Here is an 18,503-nt window from a genome sequence, read left to right on the forward strand (position 1 = left end):
CATGGAAACACAGACCAGTCGTACCGAAGAAAAGTTGCAGTGCTATCATTGTGGTGATGAAGTAAGCAACACCTATTATATAGTTGACGAACACCATTTTTGTTGTTTAGCTTGCCAAAGTGTCTATCAATTGCTCAACAGCAATAAATTAAATGGGTACTACAGCTATAATCCTCATCCCGGAAGGTCAACGAAGAATAACTCAGGTGATCTTTCTTATTTAGACGAAGAAAACATTGTTAATCAATTAATTGATTTTAAGGATGATGATTGTATGATCATTACCTTGTATGTACCGCAAATTCATTGTAGTTCTTGTATATGGCTTTTGGAAAATCTGCATAAAATAAATGCCAATATCCTTTCTTCGCGTGCGGATTTCATGAAAAGAAGGGTTCGCATTCGTTTCAACTATCAGCAACTTTCATTAAAGCAACTTATAGCCTTAATGGATAGTATTGGGTATCTTCCTCAAATTACCCTACAGGATGTTGTTAAAAGTGAAAGAAAAAATGATCAATACCAATTAATCCGAAAAATTGCTGTAGCAGGGTTTTGCTTTGGAAATTCCATGATGATGAGCTTTCCGGAGTATTTTGGTATGGGATCTTTTGAAGCAACATATGCCCGACTTTTTGGCTGGGTTAACCTATCCTTCGGTTTAATCGCGATGCTTTATAGCGGAAGAAGTTATTTTTCCTCTTCCTTAAAAAGTATAAAACAAGGGCGTTTAAGTCTTGATGTTCCCTTGGCCTTAGGTATTGCCATGCTTTTTATTCGCTCAGCCTTTGAAATCATTTGGAATACGGGACCGGGTTTTTCTGATACCCTATGTGGATTGTTATTCTTTCTTTTAATCGGTAAATGGATACAACGTAAAACCTACGATAATCTCTCTTTCGAACGTGATTATAAATCTTACTTCCCCATTGCTGTAACGCGCATTTTAGGGGGACAGGAGAAAGCTATCGCGTTGGCCGACTTAGCGGTGGGCGACCGGATATTGATTCGAAATCAAGAGATCATTCCGGCGGATGCTATTTTATTAAAAGGTGAAGCCCAAATAGATTTTAGTTTTGTCACCGGAGAAGCCTTTCCGGTAGAAAAAGTGTTAGGAGAGGTTATTTATGCCGGTGGTAGGCAAATGGCAGGAGCTATTGAATTAGAAGTTGTAAAGTCGGTATCCCAAAGTTATCTGACGAGCTTATGGAATCAACCTATTTTTTCTAAACCCAGCTCTTTTACTTCTTTTAGCAATACGGTTAGTCGTTATTTCACACCTGTCTTACTTGGAATAGCCTTTTTCAGTGCAAGCTTTTGGATTTTATCTGGAGACTATACAAAAGCTTGGAGGGCCTTCACGGCAGTACTGATTATTGGATGTCCATGTGCCCTCGCATTAAGCTCGCCCTTTACCCTGTCAGGTATATTAAGCGTTTTCGATAAAAACGGTTTTTATATGAAGCACACGCTTGCCATAGAAAAAATGGCAACAGTGGATACGATTGTATTTGATAAAACAGGAACGATCACGAATCCACTTGATCACAAGTTAGCTTTTCAAGGTAAATTAAGTGAACTCGACCAGCTTTTAGTTTTTTCAGTTTGTAGGAATTCTAACCACCCTATTAGCCGAGCCATTGCCAATAGTTTGCCACCGTTTTACCGCGCTCCATTGGCGATCAGCGCTTACGAAGAAATACCAGGTAAAGGTATCCGTGCAACAGCTGATGGCAATGAGGTGTTCATTGGTACGCCCCACTTTTTAGGTCTTGGAACAGGGCAACCTATCGGAACATATATTCAGCTGAATGGAAAAGTAAAAGGCTATTATAGCATAGCACAACATTGGCGTCCGGCATTACCGAATGTCGTACAACAACTGAAAGAAACATATTCATTACATCTTATTTCTGGTGATGGCTGCAGTGATCAGCACTTATTACATGATCTATTTCCATCAGGCACTCCACTATATTTTAACCAACTTCCTGCAGATAAATTGCATTATATACAGGCGCTACAACAAAATGGAAAAAAGGTAGCGATGGTTGGTGATGGACTAAATGATGCTGGCGCCCTAAAACAAGCAACGATCGGCATTGCGGTGAGTGATGATATCAATAACTTTTCCCCAGCATCTGACGGAATATTAAGCGGAACATCTTTTCTGCTGCTACCTACCTTTTTTAGACTCGCTAAACAAGCCATGAAGATTATTTATAGCAGCTTTTGTATATCGCTCATTTACAATATCATCGGTTTATATTTTGCTATTTCTGGTAATATGTCTCCCCTATTTGCAGCTATTCTGATGCCTTTAAGTACAATAACAATTATAAGTTTCACACGCTTGGCTGTTTACTATTGTGCATTTAAAAATAACATGAAACGATGAGTGTTCTTTTCTTTTTAATAGGTTGTAGTGTATGTATAGCACTGTTTTTTTTAGTTGCCTTTTTTTGGGCTAGTAAAAACGGACAGCATGAAGACACCTACACACCATCCATCCGTATATTATTTGAAGATGAAATCAGTGCATCTAATCCAGATGATGCCATTTCCAATGAAGACAAATAGTGATTACAATCATTTTTTACGCCGATATCGATCATTCGCGGCACCATATACAGTCAATACTTTTACAGCAGTAAAAAACTAAACTATGCAGCAGTTAGAAACATTTAGCTATGACAATAAAATTGTCCGAAACTTCGGTATTGCAACCATTTTTTGGGGAATTGTAGGAATGTCCGTTGGCTTATTGGTGGCTATTCAATTGGTATGGCCGGTTATGAATTTTGGAACGCAATTTAGCACCTTCGGACGGATTCGGCCTGTGCATACGAATGCCGTCATTTTCGCCTTTGTGGGAAACGGTATTTTCATGGGCGTTTACTATTCGCTCCAACGTCTTTTGAAGGCACGTATGTACAGCGATGTATTAAGTAAAATTCATTTTTGGGGATGGCAACTCATTATTCTCGCCGCAGCTATTACCTTACCTTTAGGTTTTACTACTTCACACGAATATGCTGAATTAGAATGGCCTATAGATATAGCAATCACCATTATCTGGGTAGTCTTTGGTATTAATATGTTTGGTACCATCATCAAAAGAAGAGAACGCCATATGTATGTCGCTATTTGGTTTTACATCGCCACATTTGTTACCATTGCGGTATTACACATCGTAAACTCATTTGAACTACCTATTTCCGCATGGAAAAGTTATTATTTATATGCCGGCGTACAAGATGCATTGGTTCAATGGTGGTATGGACATAATGCCGTTGCTTTTTTCCTGACAACTCCTTATCTGGGTATGATGTATTACTTTTTACCCAAGATGGCAAACCGACCAGTGTATTCGTATAAACTCAGTATTTTACATTTCTGGTCGCTGATTTTTATTTATATATGGGCCGGACCGCACCACTTGCTCTATACATCTTTGCCTGGCTGGGCACAATCTTTAGGTGTGGTGTTTTCGATCATGCTTATCGCTCCAAGTTGGGGAGGTATGATCAATGGATTATTAACGCTACGTGGTGCTTGGGATAAGGTACGCACCGAACCTACCTTAAAATTTATGGTCGTGGCGTTAACAGCCTATGGTATGGCTACGTTTGAAGGACCTATGCTTTCTTTAAAACAAGTAAATGCCATTGCCCATTTTACCGATTGGATTGTAGCACACGTGCATGTAGGTGCTTTGGGATGGAATGGTTTTATGACTTTTGCTATTCTGTATTGGGCCATTCCAAAAATATATGGCACTACGCTGTATTCAAAAAAGTTAGCTAGCATTCACTTTTGGGTAGGTACATTAGGCATTTTATTTTACGCCATACCGATGTATTGGGCAGCCGTTGTACAAGGTTTAATGTGGAAGGAATTCACACCCGAAGGCGTCTTAAAATATCCAACATTTTTAGCAACAACCTTACAGATTTTGCCAATGCATATGCTACGTGCTGTAGGCGGTACACTTTATTTGTCGGGAGCATTAATGATGACCTATAATTTGATACGCACCATGCGTAAGGGTAGCCTATTAGCCAATGAGCCTGCAGAAGCGGTAGCCTTACAACCATTAATAGTTAACGAACGCTCGCGCCACCGCAGGTTAGAACGTAAACCGGCCCTATTCATGGTTATTGCCTTGATTGTTATCTTGATTGGTGGTATGGTGGAGATGGTACCTACCTTTATGATTTCATCGAATGTACCTACCATTAGCAGCGTGAAACCTTATACTCCTCTGGAACTGCAGGGACGGGACATTTATATTCGTGAAGGATGTGTCAATTGCCATTCCCAAACGGTTAGACCTTTCCGCTCAGAAACTGTAAGGTATGGCGAATATAGCAAGGCCGGGGAATTTGTATATGATCATCCATTTTTATGGGGATCGAAACGGACCGGTCCGGATTTACACCGTGTGGGCAAAAAATATCCCAATAAATGGCATTTTGATCATTTGTTAGATCCTACCATTACGTCTCCTGGAAGTATCATGCCTCCTTATCCATGGCTTATTGAGCAAAAATTGGATACGACCAACACCGCGAGCAAAATTATCGCAATGCGCAAATTAGGTGTTCCCTACCCTGACGGATATGAATTACAAGCTAATAAAGATTTGGATCAACAAGCAAAATCCATTGCTTCAGATTTAAAAGCAAATCAAGTAGATGTGCTCAGTGATCGGGAAATTATAGCTATTGTTGCCTATTTGCAACGCCTAGGCACAGATATTAAGGTTAAAGAAAACTAAACGTAACAACCATGTTTAAACAGATAACAGACTTGCAAGGTAATGAATGGTACCTTATTATTTCGCTATGGATTTTTTTAGCTTTCTTCATCTTAGTAGCCATTCTACTTTTCAGAATGAAGAAACAACATGTAAATTATATGCAACAGCTCCCCCTAAACGACGGGGAAACTGAAGTATTGGAAGAAGAAACAAACTAAACGACTATTAAGCTATGAAGGGAGTCTTATTACAGACAACAGCTGAAACAAGCAAATCTTGGTTTACGGGCAGTGGTAATGTCAACCAAGATCTATTGATGGTAACCTTAGTATTGGTTTTACTAGTCATCTTAGTAGCGGCCATCGTTTTACATAAAGCATTTAAAACTATTGTCCGGGTAACGATGCCCGAAGTGGAACTACAAGCCGAAGCAAGTAAACGTTCCAAACAAGAGGAAAGACGGCAGGCTTGGAAAAACCGTTGGAATAACGTATTGGGTTTACGGCCTTTGGCAGAAGAAGACGATTTATTAATCGATCACGCCTACGATGGTATTAAGGAATTGGATAATCCAACCCCTGCTTGGTTTATGGGATTGTTTTATGCGACCATGCTTTTTGGTGTTGTTTACCTATCGGTTTATTATGTTTTTGGAATAGGTCTTAACCAAGATCAGGAGTATGAGCAGGAAATGATGATCGCGGAAAATGAGCGACAAGCTTTCCTAGCCAGCCAAGCCGACAACGTAGATGAAAATACGGTAACTGTAGACAAAAATCCAGAAATAATAGCAGACGGCAAAGCTATTTTTGATCAGAACTGTATCGCTTGTCATGGTGCTGCTGGTGAAGGTGGAATCGGACCTAACCTCACCGATGATTACTGGTTACATGGTGGGGGAATTAAAAACGTTTTTAGAACCATTACACATGGCGTTCCCGATAAAGGAATGATTGCCTGGGATCAACAACTTTCTCCTGCGCAAATTGCACATGTGGCCAACTACATATTGTCTATTCATGGTACAAATCCTCCAAATGCAAAAGCGCCGCAAGGTGAATTGTCTCAAGTACCAGCAACGGAAGAGGCCGCTGTTCAGGATTCAACACAAGTTAATTAATAGCAATTCATGGCTCATTCAACGGATATAGCAGTAAAAGACAAAAAAACCAAACGAAATTGGATTTATGCCAAAAAAGTTACGGGCCCGTTATTCACGTATAGGCAATATATCGGTTATCTACTGTTGTGTTTATTGATTATAACGCCTTTTACAAAAATTGGTGGTGAGCCGCTTTTGTTATTTAATGTGATTGAACGGCGATTTGTTGTCTTTGGAATGGTTTTCTACCCACAAGATCTCCATATCTTCGTTTTTGGTATGCTCATCGCTATGGTATGTATCGTGTTATTTACTGTAGTGTACGGTCGAGTTTGGTGTGGGTGGGCTTGCCCGCAAACTATTTTTATGGAACTCGTTTTTAGACGTATCGAATACTGGATAGAAGGCGATGCCCACCAACAGCAACATCTAGCGCAGCAACCACTTGATGGGCGAAAAATGTTAAAAAAAGTGATTAAGCATGGTGTATTTTTAGTCATCTCCTTTTTTATTGCCAATATCTTTCTAGCCTATATCATTGGTGTTCAATCATTGATTAACATTATCACAGATCCCATTAATCAACATATTAGTGGATTGATCGCTATTAGCATTTTCACCCTGGTATTCTACGCCGTGTTTGCCTATGCTAGAGAATTGGTCTGTACAACGATTTGTCCTTATGGTCGGTTACAAGGGGTATTGCTGGATGAGCAGAGTATAACCGTTGCATACAACCATAAACGTGGTGAACCCAGAGGAAAGCGAAAGAGAGGACAGACAGAACCACAACAAGGGGATTGCGTCGATTGTGGTCTTTGTGTTCAAGTATGCCCAACGGGAATTGATATTCGGAATGGTATTCAATTGGAATGCGTTAATTGTACTGCCTGTATTGACGCTTGCGATGCCGTCATGCAAAAAATTGGTAGACCTACCCGTTTAATTGGATTTTATTCAACTAAGGACATTGAGGAAGTGGGCAGTAAGCGAAATTATACACGAACGATAGCCTATAGCGCGGTACTTTTGGTATTACTTATTACTTGCGGTTGGCTTATTTTTAGTAGAAGTATCCTTGATGGTACTTTATTAAGAGCCAACGGAACGAGTTATATTTTTAGAGATGATGGAACTGTAACGAATTTGTATAACCTGGAATTGATCAACAAATCGCCTAATACCCTCCCGTTTGCGCTGGAAAGCGCAAATGGGGATTTTCGTTTGCAAACTGTTGGAAACATTCGAGAGATAAAAAAGGATGAAACGGTTCATCTGTCTTTCTTTCTAGTTATTCCGAAAAATAAGATACATCACTATAAAACAGATGTAAAAGTAAAGATAGTCTCTGCAAATAAAGTGGTTAAACAAATGAAAACAACCTTTGTGGCACCTGTTGGAGGATAGTTATGAGTTGTATGTTATGGGTTGTTAGTTGTTGGTGTATTAAAAATTGTGCGCCTGCTTACCTACTAGCGGATGGTGAATGGCCAGCTGCGAAATGTAATACCAAAGATAAGTTTACGGTCTTGATACGTATGTCTTTATATCTTAATACTGATTAAAAAAATGAATTGGGGAACAAAAATAATTATTGGAATGGGGATAGCCATGACCTTAGTGGTAACGGCAGGCATTTACATGGTTAGTCACGATACCGATTCGTTGGAAGACGTGGATTATTATGAAAAAGGCTTGCGGTATGACGAAGTCTATCAGCAAAAAGAAAACGTAACAAGGGATCATGCCAAAGCACATGTTTCCATTCAAAAAGGTGATCTGAAAATCGTATTTAATAATGAGCATAATGAGGGTACCTTACGTTTATTGCGTCCTTCGGATCGCTCGTTAGACAGAAAATTCCGATTTTCTGCTTTACGAACCTACGAGGTGCCTATTCATCATTTAAAACCAGGGGCTTGGCGTTTAGAATTGGAATGGCAGCATAAAGGAAAACATTATTTACAGGATGAAGTATTTTACGTTAATGATTAAGAAAGATGATTTCGTTGGCCTTCTTTATCGGTTTACTAAGTAGTGTACATTGTGTGGGCATGTGTGGACCGCTCATGTTCACTGTACTAGGGAAGACCAACAGCTTTTGGTCAACTAGTAGCCGACAATTATTATATCAATTTGGACGGATAACGAGCTATAGTATGCTAGGCTTTGCGTTGGGACTTTTAGGTGCAAGTATACAAAATGGATGGCAACAACAACTTAGCCTGTTCACGGGAGTCGTTTTACTCTTTTTTGGTGTTTACCAGCTCATCGGAAGGCAAATTCCGGCTATCGCCCGTAGGCAACAATTGTTGGTCACGCCTGTGCTTGAAAAAATGGCATATTGGTTACAAAAACCCAGGGGGCATTTTATGGTAGGTTGTCTAAATGGCCTATTACCTTGTGGTATGGTTTATCTGGCGCTGGCGTCCGCCTTAAATACGGGAACAGCTTTGCGTGGAAGTCTGTTTATGCTCTTCTTTGGTTTAGGTACCCTGCCATTGATGCTTGGAGCAGCAATGATTGGTTCGACGATAAAAGGTCGATTAAAATTGAAGTTCACGAAATGGATGCCGGCTTTACTGATCTTATTTGGTCTTTGGTTCGTTTTAAGAGGAGCAAATTTAGGCATCCCCTATCTCAGTCCAATTCCCTATTCTTCAGCCGCTAATGATATTTTATGTAAGTGAGCTATTTAGATCCGAAAAGCCTTTTAATCCAACTCAGGGGTAAACCGATATAAAGTTCATCATTTCGCCATGCTAATGGATAGGTTGAAATGTAATTTCCTTGCCCCGGATCACCACGCCCCGTCAGTAGATCAAAAGCATGACGGTGATAAGGACAAACCAAACGACCATTAGCACACCAGCCTTTCGATAGGTCGGCTCCTGCATGCGGACAAGTACTGCCCGTGGCGTAATACTGATTCTCACCATGGATGAGACAAACATTTTTACCTGCTACTTTAATCTTCTTTATCACCGCAGCCTGTGGCAATAAATGGCGATCAATCTTATACCACTTCATCATAAGGCATAAAGTTAAGAAAATATAACGTAGCTGTCTTCGCATGAAGTAACGAATCAAAAACCTAATCCCATATTTTAGCGTTTAAGAATATACATACTTATTTTCGTATGTTACCGTTTTACCCATAACGCACACTTATTATTTGGGTTATACCGCATGGCAAAACAAAAAAAATCGACACCCGTAAATGAAACGTTACTGCTCAACATTCGGGAGGCACTTATGAACCGTGAGCATGTTGTGGAGAAATCCATGTTTGGTGGCATTTGTTTTATGGTAAACGATAAAATGTGTATTTGCGTAAGAGGTGATCATATGATGTGCCGCGTAGGACCAGAAGATTATGAAACCTATTTGGAAGAACGTGGATGTGAACCTATGGTGCATGGCGGAAGATTAATGAAGGGTTATATCTATGTATACGAAGAAGGATATAAACGTGCTACGGATTTTAGAAAATGGATCCATCGGGCGCTTGCCTATAATGACAAACTTTAATTGTACAGCACAATTTACTTTTTCATTCGCCACGCATTTTAACTAATTTTGCAACATGCAAAGCGCAACGGTGAAACATACGCAGTTGATTAAAGAAGAAGCCAAACGTTTAGGCTTTGCATTTTGTGGTATTGCAAAAGCCGACTTTTTGGAAGAAGAAGCCCCGAGATTAGAAAAATGGCTTCAAGGCCAGATGCACGGTGAAATGCATTACATGGAAAACTATTTTGATAAACGCTTGGACCCTCGCTTATTAGTGGATGATGCCAAATCTGTCATCTCTTTAGGTTATAACTATTATACAACTGAAACACAGAAAGATAAGTTTTCACCTAAAATATCCAAATATGCCTACGGAGCCGATTACCATACCGTAATTAAGGATAAGCTAAAACAACTACTTCACTATATTCAAGAGCATATCGGTGAAGTTGGTGGGCGGGCTTTTGTTGATTCTGCTCCCATCTTAGAACGAGCTTGGGCGAAGAAAGCTGGACTGGGATGGATCGGCAAGCATAGTAATTTAATCAATAGAAAATTAGGTTCTTTCTTCTTTTTATGTGAATTGATTATTGATCTCCCTCTCACTTATGATATTCCTCCTACGAAAGATTACTGTGGCACCTGTACCAAGTGTATCGATGCCTGCCCTACAGAAGCCATTGTCGCTCCACAAGTGGTCGATGGAAGTAAGTGTATTTCGTATTTAACTATTGAACTAAAAAACGAAATTCCTAAAGAATTTGAGGGGAAAATGGATAATTGGATGTTTGGTTGTGATATTTGTCAGGATATTTGTCCTTGGAATCGGTTTTCTGAACCCCATGCGGAACCCACATTTCAGCCAAGCGCCGAACTTTTGGCAATGAACAAGCGCGATTGGGAAGAAATTACAGCAGAAACTTTTCAACGTGTATTTAGGAAATCTGCTGTAAAAAGAGCTAAATTTGCTGGACTTACACGAAACATTAAGTTTCTGAATAGCGGTAAAAACGAGGCAGGCTAAAAAGTCATCATTTCGATCCCTAATATTCGGGGGCAGTTCAAATTTCTTCCAAAAACCTGGGTACGCTCAATATGACAGCAATAAGCTTTTTAGCAGCCAATCTCATCCACTAAACCGCTTAAATAAGCACAAAACTTCGAAAAAATGTCGCAAGAAATGAATTTTTATTGCATAACTGGAGGGCCTGGTGTGGGTAAAACAAGTCTTCTTAATCAATTGGGAACGATATACCCTATCATACCGGAAGTAGCCCGTCAAATTATCAGGGAACAAATGGACAATCAGGGAGAGGCCCTACCTTGGAAAAACAAAGCGCATTATACGGAGCTTATGTTGGAACGCTCGGTAAAAAGCTATCGTGAAGTGCAATTATCCAATACAAAAAGTCCCGTTTTCTTTGATCGGAGTATTTTAGATACCCTATGTTACGCCGAAATGATTGGTTACGGTATATCCGCCGAAATGGATTTCTGCGCACGGACCTATCGGTACAATCCTAAAGTTTTTATATTACCTCCTTGGTCGGCCATTTATACAACGGATGAAGAAAGGAAACAAACTTGGGAAGAAGCTGAACAAACCTATGGCCTAATGAAAGCAACCTATGAAAAATATGATTACCAGGTAATCGAGGTTCCAAAGGATACGGTAGAAAATAGAAAATGTTTTGTATTAGGTGAGTTAAGTTAGTAGTTGAGTGGTTAAGTAGTTGAATAGTTATTACCAACGACTATCACAACTCTACGATTGTTACAACTCTACTACTTCACAAGCGCTTTACATATTCTTTTCACCAAGGCCGGTCCTTCATAAATAAAACCGGTATAAACCTGTATCAGGGAAGCACCTGCTGCTAATTTTTCTAGTGCATCAGCTGCACTGTGGATTCCTCCTACGCCAATAATGGGAAATGCGTGATTGGATTTTTCACTGAGGTAACGAATGACCTCCGTCGATCGTTTGGCCAAAGGTTTACCACTTAATCCGCCTGTTTCTTTTGTTAACTCGGCGGCAGCATGCAATCCTTCCCTAGAGGTGGTGGTATTGGTGGCAATGACCCCTGCGATACCTGTGCTTTTAACAATGGTAATAATATCGTCTAATTGGTTATTCGTTAGGTCTGGTGCAATTTTCAACAAAATAGGTCTTGAAATGCCATTTTTCATGTTACGCTGTTGCAACGTATTCAAGATATGCATCAGGGGTTCTTTTTCCTGTAAATCCCGTAAACCGGGAGTGTTTGGCGAACTGACATTAACCACAAAATAATCAACTACATCAAATAAGGCATCAAAACAACAGGTATAATCGTTTACGGCTTCTTCGTTAGGAGTTGTTTTATTTTTTCCGATATTACCACCGATAAGTACTTCTTTTCTTTTTTTTATATAACGTAAACGTGTTGCCGCTACTTCAACTCCTTGATTATTGAAGCCCATTCGGTTAATTAAGGCTTCATCTGGAACAAGCCGGAACATTCGGGGTTTGTCATTTCCGGGTTGAGGTTTTGGAGTGACCGTACCTATTTCTATGAAGCCGAAACCTAAATCTACCAGCTCGTCTACATAAGTAGCATTTTTATCGAAGCCAGCCGCGAGACCAACTGGATTTTTAAATGTTAAACCAAAAACTTTTCTTTCTAGTGCAGGGTGCTGATAATTAAAAGCTGCCCGTATTAATTGGCTACCTCCCCAAATTTTATTAACTGCCCGCAATCCACCTGTAACATTATAATGGGCTGTTTCGGGATTCATTAAGAAAAATAACGGTTTAACAAGTTTATACATGGCGCAAAGATAATTAGAAAAGTATTAAGTACTAAGTACAAAGTATTAAGATATGCATAAACCTTAACTCACAACTCGCAACAGGCAACTCATAACTTTAGAACTTTTTCGTACTTTTGCCGCCATCATGATCGCTATAAATAATTTAACTTTTGAGATAGGCGCCAGAGCTTTATATGATGAAGCAAATTGGCATATCAAACCAGGAGACAAGGTGGGGCTGATTGGTGCCAATGGGACAGGTAAAACAACCTTACTTCGAATTATCGTTGGAGAATACACGCCTACTTCGGGAACGGTCTCGATGGCCAAAGATTTAAAGATCGGATACCTCAACCAAGACTTATTATCGTATGAGTCTGAAAAAAGCATCCTTCATGTGGCCATGGAAGCTTTTGAGCGTCAAAATCAGCTTCATACGGAGATTGAAAGCTTGCTGAAGAAAATGGAAACCGATTATAGTGAAGACCTGATCAATAAGCTTAGCGATAAACAAATGGAATTTGAAGCCTTAGATGGCTATAACATTGAATACCGGGCACATGAAATTTTAGCCGGATTGGGTTTTGATGACGAGCAGCAACACCGTAAACTTTCGGAATTCTCCGGTGGCTGGCGAATGCGTGTTATGCTGGCCCGTATTTTATTGCAAGCTCCGGACATTTTATTACTGGATGAGCCAACCAACCATTTAGATCTACCTTCTATAAAGTGGCTGGAGACCTATCTGCAGGCTTTTGAAGGCGCAATCGTTATTGTCTCTCATGATCGATATTTTCTTGATCGGGTTATTAATAAAACCGTTGAGTCTAGAAAAGGCAAATTAACCTTATATGCGGGTAACTACAGCTATTATTTGGAAGAGAAGGCGCTGAGAAACGAAATACAGGCAGGGCAATTTAAGAACCAACAAGCCAAGATCAAGCAAGAGGAGCGTTTAATCGAACGTTTTAGGGCCAAAGCGAGTAAAGCAAAGATGGCGCAATCACGTCTTAAAGCGCTGGAGCGGATGGAGCGTGTAGATGACGTGGATGATGATAATCCTACCGTTAATTTTAGCTTTAAGTTTAGTAAGCAATCGGGCAGACATGTGGTACGCTTGGAAGATATCACGAAAGCATATCCCGGTGTTCCTATTTTAAAACATACACATGCCGTAATTGAAAAGGGAGATAAAATAGCGTTAATCGGTGCAAATGGTAAGGGTAAGTCTACCTTATTGCGCATCATAGCCCGAGCTGATCAGGATTTTGAGGGCAAGAGTGAAACGGGACATAATGTAACAACAACCTTTTTTGCTCAACACCAATTGGAAGCCTTACACCTTGATCATGAAATCTTACAAGAACTGCAGGCTTTTGCACCGAAACATACCGAAACCGAGCTGCGGTCTATTTTAGGCTGCTTTTTATTTACTGGCGATGACGCCTTTAAAAAAATCAGAGTGCTTTCGGGAGGGGAAAAATCTCGGGTAGCCTTGGCAAAAGCCTTGACGGCTGATGCCAATTTCCTGATCCTCGATGAGCCTACGAACCACTTGGATATTCAATCTGTCAATATTTTGATTCAGGCCCTACAACAATATGAAGGTACGTTTATTGCGGTTTCCCACGATCGTTACTTCTTGGATAGCGTAGCCAATAAAATTTGGTATATTGAGCAGCAACAAATTAAAGAGTATCCAGGTACTTATCAGGAATATGAAGAATGGGCGGCAAAAAAACAACCGATAAAAGAAAAACAAGTTGTGCCTGCTCAACCTAAGAAGGAAGAAAACAAAAAATCTGCGCATCCTAAGAACGAAACCGTGGATAAACAGCGGCAATTGCAACAGATGAACCGCGAGTTGAACACGTTAGAACAAGAGGTAACTTCTTTAGAAAAAGAATTGGCTGCGCTGGAAGAATTACTTGCCGATACAGAAATCTATAATAGTCCAGATAAATTACAAGAAATTAATCAACAGTATCAACGTAAAAAGGCTGAATTGCAAGAACAACAGACCAGATGGGAAAGATTAGCCGAAGAAATACTAGACTTTAGCGAATGATGAAAGGCATATATATCGGTTGTGAATCCTTATCTTTGCTGAATGGATAAAAAATTTGCTCGCGAATCATTCACTATCATGAATGAGCTGGTACTCCCTAACGATACCAATACGCTGAATAATCTCATGGGTGGACGATTATTGCACTGGATGGATATTGCAGCCGCCATATCTGCACAGAAACATTGTAACCGTATTGTTGTGACAGCATCAGTAGACAATGTATCCTTCAAGCATCCCGTTAAACTGGGCGACGTCATTAGTATTGAAGCGCAGGTTACCCGGGCATTTAACACCTCTGTAGAAGTTAGATTACAGGTTTACGCGCAAAATATACCATCTGGAACGCGAGTCAAATCCAACGAGGCCTTTTATACCTTTGTAGCCATTGATCAGAATTCGAGGACAATCGCAGTACCCGACTTAATTCCTGAAACAGATGAAGAAAAAGAATTGTACGAAGGTGCCTTACGAAGAAGGCAATTACGGCTAATACTAGCAGGTAAAATGAAACCGGAAGAAGCGACTGAATTACATCATTTTTTTAATCAGATTGGAGCTTAGTGGATTATTAGTTATTGGTTATTGGTTGTTGGTTCTTAGTTATTCGTATTAGATCACGTTTTAGACAAAATCTTACAGGCTATCTGTATGATGTTATGAACAACAAGCTACGATTAACCAATAACGAATAACCGTTTAGCTCCCGAGAGCGACAATTCGGTCAAACTCTTCTCGCTTTAGCGGCATCACCGATAACCTACCTTGACGAACTAAAGCGATTTCCTGTAGCTGCTCGTCTTCTTTGATCGTTTCTAAGGTAACCGGTTTTTTTAAGGTTTCCACTGGAGCTAAATCAACGACTACCCAACGTTCATCTGTTGTGGTCGGATCTTGATAAGATTCTTTAACCACTTTTGCGATACCCACTACCTCTTTGCCTTCATTGCTATGGTAAAAAAGTACCAGGTCGCCCTTTTTCATATCCTTAAGATTATTCCGTGCTTGATAATTCCGCACACCATCCCAAAAGGTTTGTTTGTCTTTTAGAAATTGCTGCCAACTGTATTTAAAAGGTTCAGATTTAACCAAAAAATAATTCATTTGTATACGTTGTTTTTAATCGATTTATCGGCTCCTGCTTTATCGTAGGATAGCCGGCGCTAAAATAAAAAGATCATATGAAAAAAGGAACGAGTTTTCGTTCCTTTTTAATGCTTGTCCAAATTAATTTTTGTTCAAAATGGTCACTGGGAATTCTTTAATGTCCGCTGTGCCCATCTGCTCCATGTGCATGTCCATGCGATAATTCTTCGGGAGTTGCTTCCCGGACATTGAGGATTTCGATATCAAAATGCAAATTCTGTCCAGCCATAGGGTGATTTAAATCAACCACAACAGCCTCTGGGCTTACTTCTACCACCTTAGCTCTGAATTGATTGCCTTGGTTGTCTTGTAAAGGCAGGATTTCACCTACGGGCGGAATACCAGATTCCTTAAACATATCGGTTGGCAGTTGCGCTACGGCGCTGTCGTCTTTCTCGCCATATGCATCTGCAGCTCCTAATTCAAAGTCGATTGTATCTCCCTGCTTGAGTCCATGAATATGCTCTTCAAATTTTGGAAGCATCATGCCTACCCCATATAAAAATACAAGGGGGTTGGTTTTGTCTGCCTCTTCAACAAATTCTCTTTCCCCATTGTTAATGGTGTGCAATTTGTAGGTTAGTGCTACAACGCTGTTGGGTGTAATGGTCATTTTTATTAAATTATGGAAATCGTTTCTTAATTATTCGATTTCCGGTTCAAGAATTAATTTTTTTAAACCTTCTATGGTAGAAACTGGTAAACTACAGGTATTGTTTTTACAAACATAAATTAGTGAGTCACTTGTTATTCTACCTTTTAACAAGGGCAGGTTTTCCTGTTGGCCTCCCAATAAAATTTTATTGGGGATATAGTACTGATCAGCTGCTTTACGTAAATCGTGATGTTGAGAACCTGTAATAGCTATTTCGTAAACGCCATAAACGATTTCCAATAAACGTATGCTCCAATTTGAATAGGCAGAGCCGTAACTTTTCAATTGCGGGAAAACATTGGCCATTAACTGAGCCGATACTTGTCTATAATAAGCATTATCAAAAAGTAGGCCTAACTTATATAACTGGTGTGACATAACTGAATTTGAGGCAGGGATGACATTATCCATGATTTCAAATTTTCGTGTAATCAGTATTTCTACATTATCAGCCGTATAATAAAATGCGGCCTTTTGATTATCATAAAAATGTTCGAGCGTATAATCAAGCAAGCGTTTAGCTTGATTTAGCCAATGCAATTCGAAAGTCGCTTCATAAAGTGAAATTAGACTTTCTATGGTGAAAGCATAGTCATCTAAAAAACCATAAATTACGTTATTATTGGCTCCTATTGACTGATGCAATAACTTTCCGTCAGCTAAGACATGTCGATCTAATAAATAATGAGCATTTTCTTTCGCAATACGTAAATATTCTTCCTTAGCGAATGCGCGATAGGCATCTACATAGGCCTTCAACATCAAGGCATTCCAAGAGGTGAGGATTTTATTGTCTAAAGCAGGTCTTTTCCGTTGTTCCCGATAATGCCATAATTTTTTCTTCGTATCCTTTAAATCGCGTTCCCAATTACTTCCTTGATAGCCCATTTGTGCTGCCAGTTTGTCAGCATTAATTTCCGTTTTCAATACATTGGTACCTTCATCTTCCCAATTCCCATTAGGTGTTAGTCCAAAGTAGCGGATATAAAATGGAGCATCATTACCTAGTATGCTTTCAAATTCTTCTTGGTTAAAGGTATAATATTTACCTTCTACCCCTTCGCTATCCGCATCCAGCGAACTATAAAATCCTCCGGTATCGGATATCATTTCGCGATGTACCCATTCCAACGTTTCTTCAACAACCCGTCTATACACAGGCGTCCGTTGCTGTAGGTAAGCCTCTGCATAAAGACTAACCAATTGCGCATTATCGTATAGCATTTTCTCGAAATGAGGTATATGCCATTGCCCATCCACCGAATAGCGTGCGAAGCCCCCTCCTACATGATCGTAAATACCTCCAGCAGCAATATGCTGCAAGGTGAAATGGGTATGTGTTAATATTTCCTGATCCTTGGCAAGAAACCCATACCGTAATAAAAACAACCAATTATTAGGTAAAGGGAATTTGGGTGCCCTATTGTAACCACCATATTGGTTGTCAAACGAATGTCGCCAGGGCGATATGATGGCATTCAGATCTGCTTTGGTATACGCGTCCGGTATACGGTTAATCTGAAGCGATTCGCTATCTTTAATGCCTTGCGTTAACCGTTCTGCATAGTCAAATGCTGTTTGTGGATCATTTGCCCATAATTGCTCCAACTGCTGCAAGATGTTTATCCAGTCATCTGGCCGAAAATAGGTGCCTCCATAAATAGGTCTCCCATCAGGAAGGCAAATGCAATTTAAAGGCCATCCACCACTGTTCGTCATCAGTTGAACAGCAGTCATATATATTTGGTCAATATCAGGGCGTTCTTCCCGATCAATTTTAATGGAAACAAAACCTTCGTTCATCACCTCTGCCACAGCCACGTTTTCAAAGCTCTCTCTTTCCATAACATGACACCAATGGCAGGCAGCATATCCAATACTCACAATGAGTAGTTTATTTTCTTTTTTGGCCTTGGTTAAAGCTTCTTCGCCCCAAGGATACCAATCTACCGGGTTATGCTGGTGTTGCTTAAGATAAGGAGAAGTTTCGTGCTGAAGATGATTCGCCATAAGATAGGTAAAGGTACTATTTTTGATTTAATATCGTGCATGTGCTTTAAGTAAACAACAAAACCCACAATGTTGCTGTAAATCTCTTTTTGAAAAACGTGGCATTGATGCTAAAAACCACTATTATTGAAGAAAATCGAAACTTTCTTATACAGAAAACAAGAATCAACAATAAAAATATAAAAGTAATTTTTAATTAAAAAAAATAGCTGGCGATATTTTTAGAAAATGACCATAGTATTTTTCAAAACTATTAAAGTGTTTTAACAAAAACACTTCGGTGATTTAGTCATTTCTATTTAGTCATTTTTCCTAAAAAAACTTCATTTTTTACCCTTTAAAAAAGTATATTCAAAATCACTAGTGTCCGGAAAAAAATAAAAAGGAGCAGTAGAAATTAATCAGACTGCTCCAGGATTTATACTTTTGAGTTGCGACAAAAAAGTATGAACAA

General features: G+C 39.6%; 18 protein-coding genes. 13 read left to right on the forward strand and 5 right to left on the reverse strand.

Annotated elements, in window-relative coordinates; genetic code table 11:
• Position 1 precedes the first annotated feature (1 nt).
• The 8 genes from ABD930_RS12240 (at position 2) to ABD930_RS12275 (ending at position 8,554) form a co-directional block, all read left to right on the forward strand.
• On the forward strand, positions 2-2,398 hold the full coding sequence (locus tag ABD930_RS12240) for a heavy metal translocating P-type ATPase (RefSeq protein ID WP_345232013.1): 2,397 nt from the start codon (positions 2-4) through the stop codon (positions 2,396-2,398).
• Positions 2,395-2,580, forward strand: coding sequence for a cbb3-type cytochrome oxidase assembly protein CcoS (gene ccoS, locus ABD930_RS12245; protein WP_345232014.1), 186 nt, complete (start codon positions 2,395-2,397; stop codon positions 2,578-2,580). Before ABD930_RS12240 ends, ccoS begins: the two co-directional genes overlap by 4 nt.
• An 85-nt stretch (positions 2,581-2,665) precedes the next feature.
• Entirely contained in the window at positions 2,666-4,780 is a 2,115-nt protein-coding gene (gene ccoN / locus ABD930_RS12250; RefSeq protein WP_345232015.1) for a cytochrome-c oxidase, cbb3-type subunit I, read from the forward strand.
• 11 nt (positions 4,781-4,791) lie between these two features.
• Positions 4,792-4,980, forward strand: a complete 189-nt coding sequence (locus ABD930_RS12255; protein ID WP_345232016.1) for a hypothetical protein — start codon at positions 4,792-4,794, stop codon at positions 4,978-4,980.
• 14 nt (positions 4,981-4,994) lie between these two features.
• Positions 4,995-5,882, forward strand: coding sequence for a cbb3-type cytochrome c oxidase N-terminal domain-containing protein (locus ABD930_RS12260; protein WP_345232017.1), 888 nt, complete (start codon positions 4,995-4,997; stop codon positions 5,880-5,882).
• 9 nt (positions 5,883-5,891) lie between these two features.
• Positions 5,892-7,271 (forward strand): cytochrome c oxidase accessory protein CcoG, encoded by a 1,380-nt coding sequence (gene ccoG, locus ABD930_RS12265; protein ID WP_345232018.1) that lies wholly within the window; start codon positions 5,892-5,894, stop codon positions 7,269-7,271.
• A gap of 162 nt (positions 7,272-7,433) precedes the next feature.
• Positions 7,434-7,859 (forward strand): FixH family protein, encoded by a 426-nt coding sequence (locus tag ABD930_RS12270; protein ID WP_345232019.1) that lies wholly within the window; start codon positions 7,434-7,436, stop codon positions 7,857-7,859.
• Between the two features lie 5 nt (positions 7,860-7,864).
• The gene (locus ABD930_RS12275; protein ID WP_345232020.1) at positions 7,865-8,554 is read left to right on the forward strand and encodes a sulfite exporter TauE/SafE family protein; all 690 of its coding nucleotides are present in this window, start codon (positions 7,865-7,867) and stop codon (positions 8,552-8,554) included.
• A gap of 1 nt (position 8,555) precedes the next feature.
• On the opposite strand, the gene ABD930_RS12280 is transcribed toward ABD930_RS12275, so the two are convergent.
• The gene (locus ABD930_RS12280; RefSeq protein WP_345232021.1) at positions 8,556-8,897 is read right to left on the reverse strand and encodes a Rieske (2Fe-2S) protein; all 342 of its coding nucleotides are present in this window, start codon (positions 8,895-8,897) and stop codon (positions 8,556-8,558) included.
• Positions 8,898-9,053: 156 nt separating this feature from the next.
• Here ABD930_RS12280 and ABD930_RS12285 point away from each other — a divergent pair, with 156 nt between their 5' ends.
• From ABD930_RS12285 to ABD930_RS12295, 3 genes are all read left to right on the forward strand, one after another.
• Complete coding sequence (locus ABD930_RS12285) at positions 9,054-9,395, forward strand: TfoX/Sxy family protein (protein ID WP_345232022.1); 342 nt, start codon at positions 9,054-9,056, stop codon at positions 9,393-9,395.
• Between the two features lie 55 nt (positions 9,396-9,450).
• The gene (gene queG, locus ABD930_RS12290; RefSeq protein WP_345232023.1) at positions 9,451-10,401 is read left to right on the forward strand and encodes a tRNA epoxyqueuosine(34) reductase QueG; all 951 of its coding nucleotides are present in this window, start codon (positions 9,451-9,453) and stop codon (positions 10,399-10,401) included.
• 156 nt (positions 10,402-10,557) lie between these two features.
• Entirely contained in the window at positions 10,558-11,091 is a 534-nt protein-coding gene (locus ABD930_RS12295; RefSeq protein WP_345232024.1) for an AAA family ATPase, read from the forward strand.
• Between the two features lie 71 nt (positions 11,092-11,162).
• On the opposite strand, the gene ABD930_RS12300 is transcribed toward ABD930_RS12295, so the two are convergent.
• Complete coding sequence (locus ABD930_RS12300) at positions 11,163-12,188, reverse strand: quinone-dependent dihydroorotate dehydrogenase (protein ID WP_345232025.1); 1,026 nt, start codon at positions 12,186-12,188, stop codon at positions 11,163-11,165.
• Positions 12,189-12,315: 127 nt separating this feature from the next.
• On the opposite strand from ABD930_RS12300, the gene ABD930_RS12305 reads away from it, so the two are divergent.
• Together ABD930_RS12305 and ABD930_RS12310 are read left to right on the forward strand one after the other, a co-directional pair.
• Positions 12,316-14,238, forward strand: coding sequence for an ABC-F family ATP-binding cassette domain-containing protein (locus ABD930_RS12305; protein ID WP_345232026.1), 1,923 nt, complete (start codon positions 12,316-12,318; stop codon positions 14,236-14,238).
• A 42-nt stretch (positions 14,239-14,280) separates the two neighbouring features.
• On the forward strand, positions 14,281-14,802 hold the full coding sequence (locus tag ABD930_RS12310) for an acyl-CoA thioesterase (RefSeq protein ID WP_345232027.1): 522 nt from the start codon (positions 14,281-14,283) through the stop codon (positions 14,800-14,802).
• Positions 14,803-14,937: 135 nt separating this feature from the next.
• Here ABD930_RS12310 and ABD930_RS12315 read toward each other — a convergent pair whose 3' ends face one another.
• From ABD930_RS12315 to ABD930_RS12325, 3 genes are all read right to left on the reverse strand, one after another.
• Positions 14,938-15,342: an EVE domain-containing protein gene (locus tag ABD930_RS12315; protein WP_345232028.1), complete on the reverse strand. Its 405-nt coding sequence runs from the start codon at positions 15,340-15,342 to the stop codon at positions 14,938-14,940.
• Positions 15,343-15,499: 157 nt separating this feature from the next.
• On the reverse strand, positions 15,500-15,997 hold the full coding sequence (locus ABD930_RS12320) for an FKBP-type peptidyl-prolyl cis-trans isomerase (RefSeq protein ID WP_345232029.1): 498 nt from the start codon (positions 15,995-15,997) through the stop codon (positions 15,500-15,502).
• Between the two features lie 30 nt (positions 15,998-16,027).
• On the reverse strand, positions 16,028-18,049 hold the full coding sequence (locus tag ABD930_RS12325; protein ID WP_345232030.1) for a thioredoxin domain-containing protein: 2,022 nt from the start codon (positions 18,047-18,049) through the stop codon (positions 16,028-16,030).
• Positions 18,050-18,503 lie beyond the last annotated feature (454 nt).

Origin of the sequence: Olivibacter ginsenosidimutans (assembly GCF_039542865.1) — a bacterium.
GTDB lineage: Bacteria > Bacteroidota > Bacteroidia > Sphingobacteriales > Sphingobacteriaceae > Olivibacter > Olivibacter ginsenosidimutans.

Bases quoted from the DNA above. Each gene is read 5' to 3' on its own strand.
- ABD930_RS12275 (WP_345232020.1), top strand. From the start codon at position 7,865: ATGATTTCGTTGGCCTTCTTTATCGGTTTACTAAGTAGTGTACATTGT.
- ABD930_RS12315 (WP_345232028.1), bottom strand. From the start codon at position 15,342: ATGAATTATTTTTTGGTTAAATCTGAACCTTTTAAATACAGTTGGCAG.
- ABD930_RS12310 (WP_345232027.1), top strand. From the start codon at position 14,281: ATGGATAAAAAATTTGCTCGCGAATCATTCACTATCATGAATGAGCTG.
- ABD930_RS12300 (WP_345232025.1), bottom strand. From the start codon at position 12,188: ATGTATAAACTTGTTAAACCGTTATTTTTCTTAATGAATCCCGAAACA.
- ABD930_RS12285 (WP_345232022.1), top strand. From the start codon at position 9,054: ATGGCAAAACAAAAAAAATCGACACCCGTAAATGAAACGTTACTGCTC.
- ABD930_RS12260 (WP_345232017.1), top strand. From the start codon at position 4,995: ATGAAGGGAGTCTTATTACAGACAACAGCTGAAACAAGCAAATCTTGG.
- ABD930_RS12325 (WP_345232030.1), bottom strand. From the start codon at position 18,049: ATGGCGAATCATCTTCAGCACGAAACTTCTCCTTATCTTAAGCAACAC.
- ccoS (WP_345232014.1), top strand. From the start codon at position 2,395: ATGAGTGTTCTTTTCTTTTTAATAGGTTGTAGTGTATGTATAGCACTG.
- ABD930_RS12280 (WP_345232021.1), bottom strand. From the start codon at position 8,897: ATGATGAAGTGGTATAAGATTGATCGCCATTTATTGCCACAGGCTGCG.
- ABD930_RS12240 (WP_345232013.1), top strand. From the start codon at position 2: ATGGAAACACAGACCAGTCGTACCGAAGAAAAGTTGCAGTGCTATCAT.
- ABD930_RS12255 (WP_345232016.1), top strand. From the start codon at position 4,792: ATGTTTAAACAGATAACAGACTTGCAAGGTAATGAATGGTACCTTATT.
- ABD930_RS12305 (WP_345232026.1), top strand. From the start codon at position 12,316: ATGATCGCTATAAATAATTTAACTTTTGAGATAGGCGCCAGAGCTTTA.
- queG (WP_345232023.1), top strand. From the start codon at position 9,451: ATGCAAAGCGCAACGGTGAAACATACGCAGTTGATTAAAGAAGAAGCC.
- ABD930_RS12270 (WP_345232019.1), top strand. From the start codon at position 7,434: ATGAATTGGGGAACAAAAATAATTATTGGAATGGGGATAGCCATGACC.
- ccoN (WP_345232015.1), top strand. From the start codon at position 2,666: ATGCAGCAGTTAGAAACATTTAGCTATGACAATAAAATTGTCCGAAAC.
- ccoG (WP_345232018.1), top strand. From the start codon at position 5,892: ATGGCTCATTCAACGGATATAGCAGTAAAAGACAAAAAAACCAAACGA.
- ABD930_RS12320 (WP_345232029.1), bottom strand. From the start codon at position 15,997: ATGACCATTACACCCAACAGCGTTGTAGCACTAACCTACAAATTGCAC.
- ABD930_RS12295 (WP_345232024.1), top strand. From the start codon at position 10,558: ATGAATTTTTATTGCATAACTGGAGGGCCTGGTGTGGGTAAAACAAGT.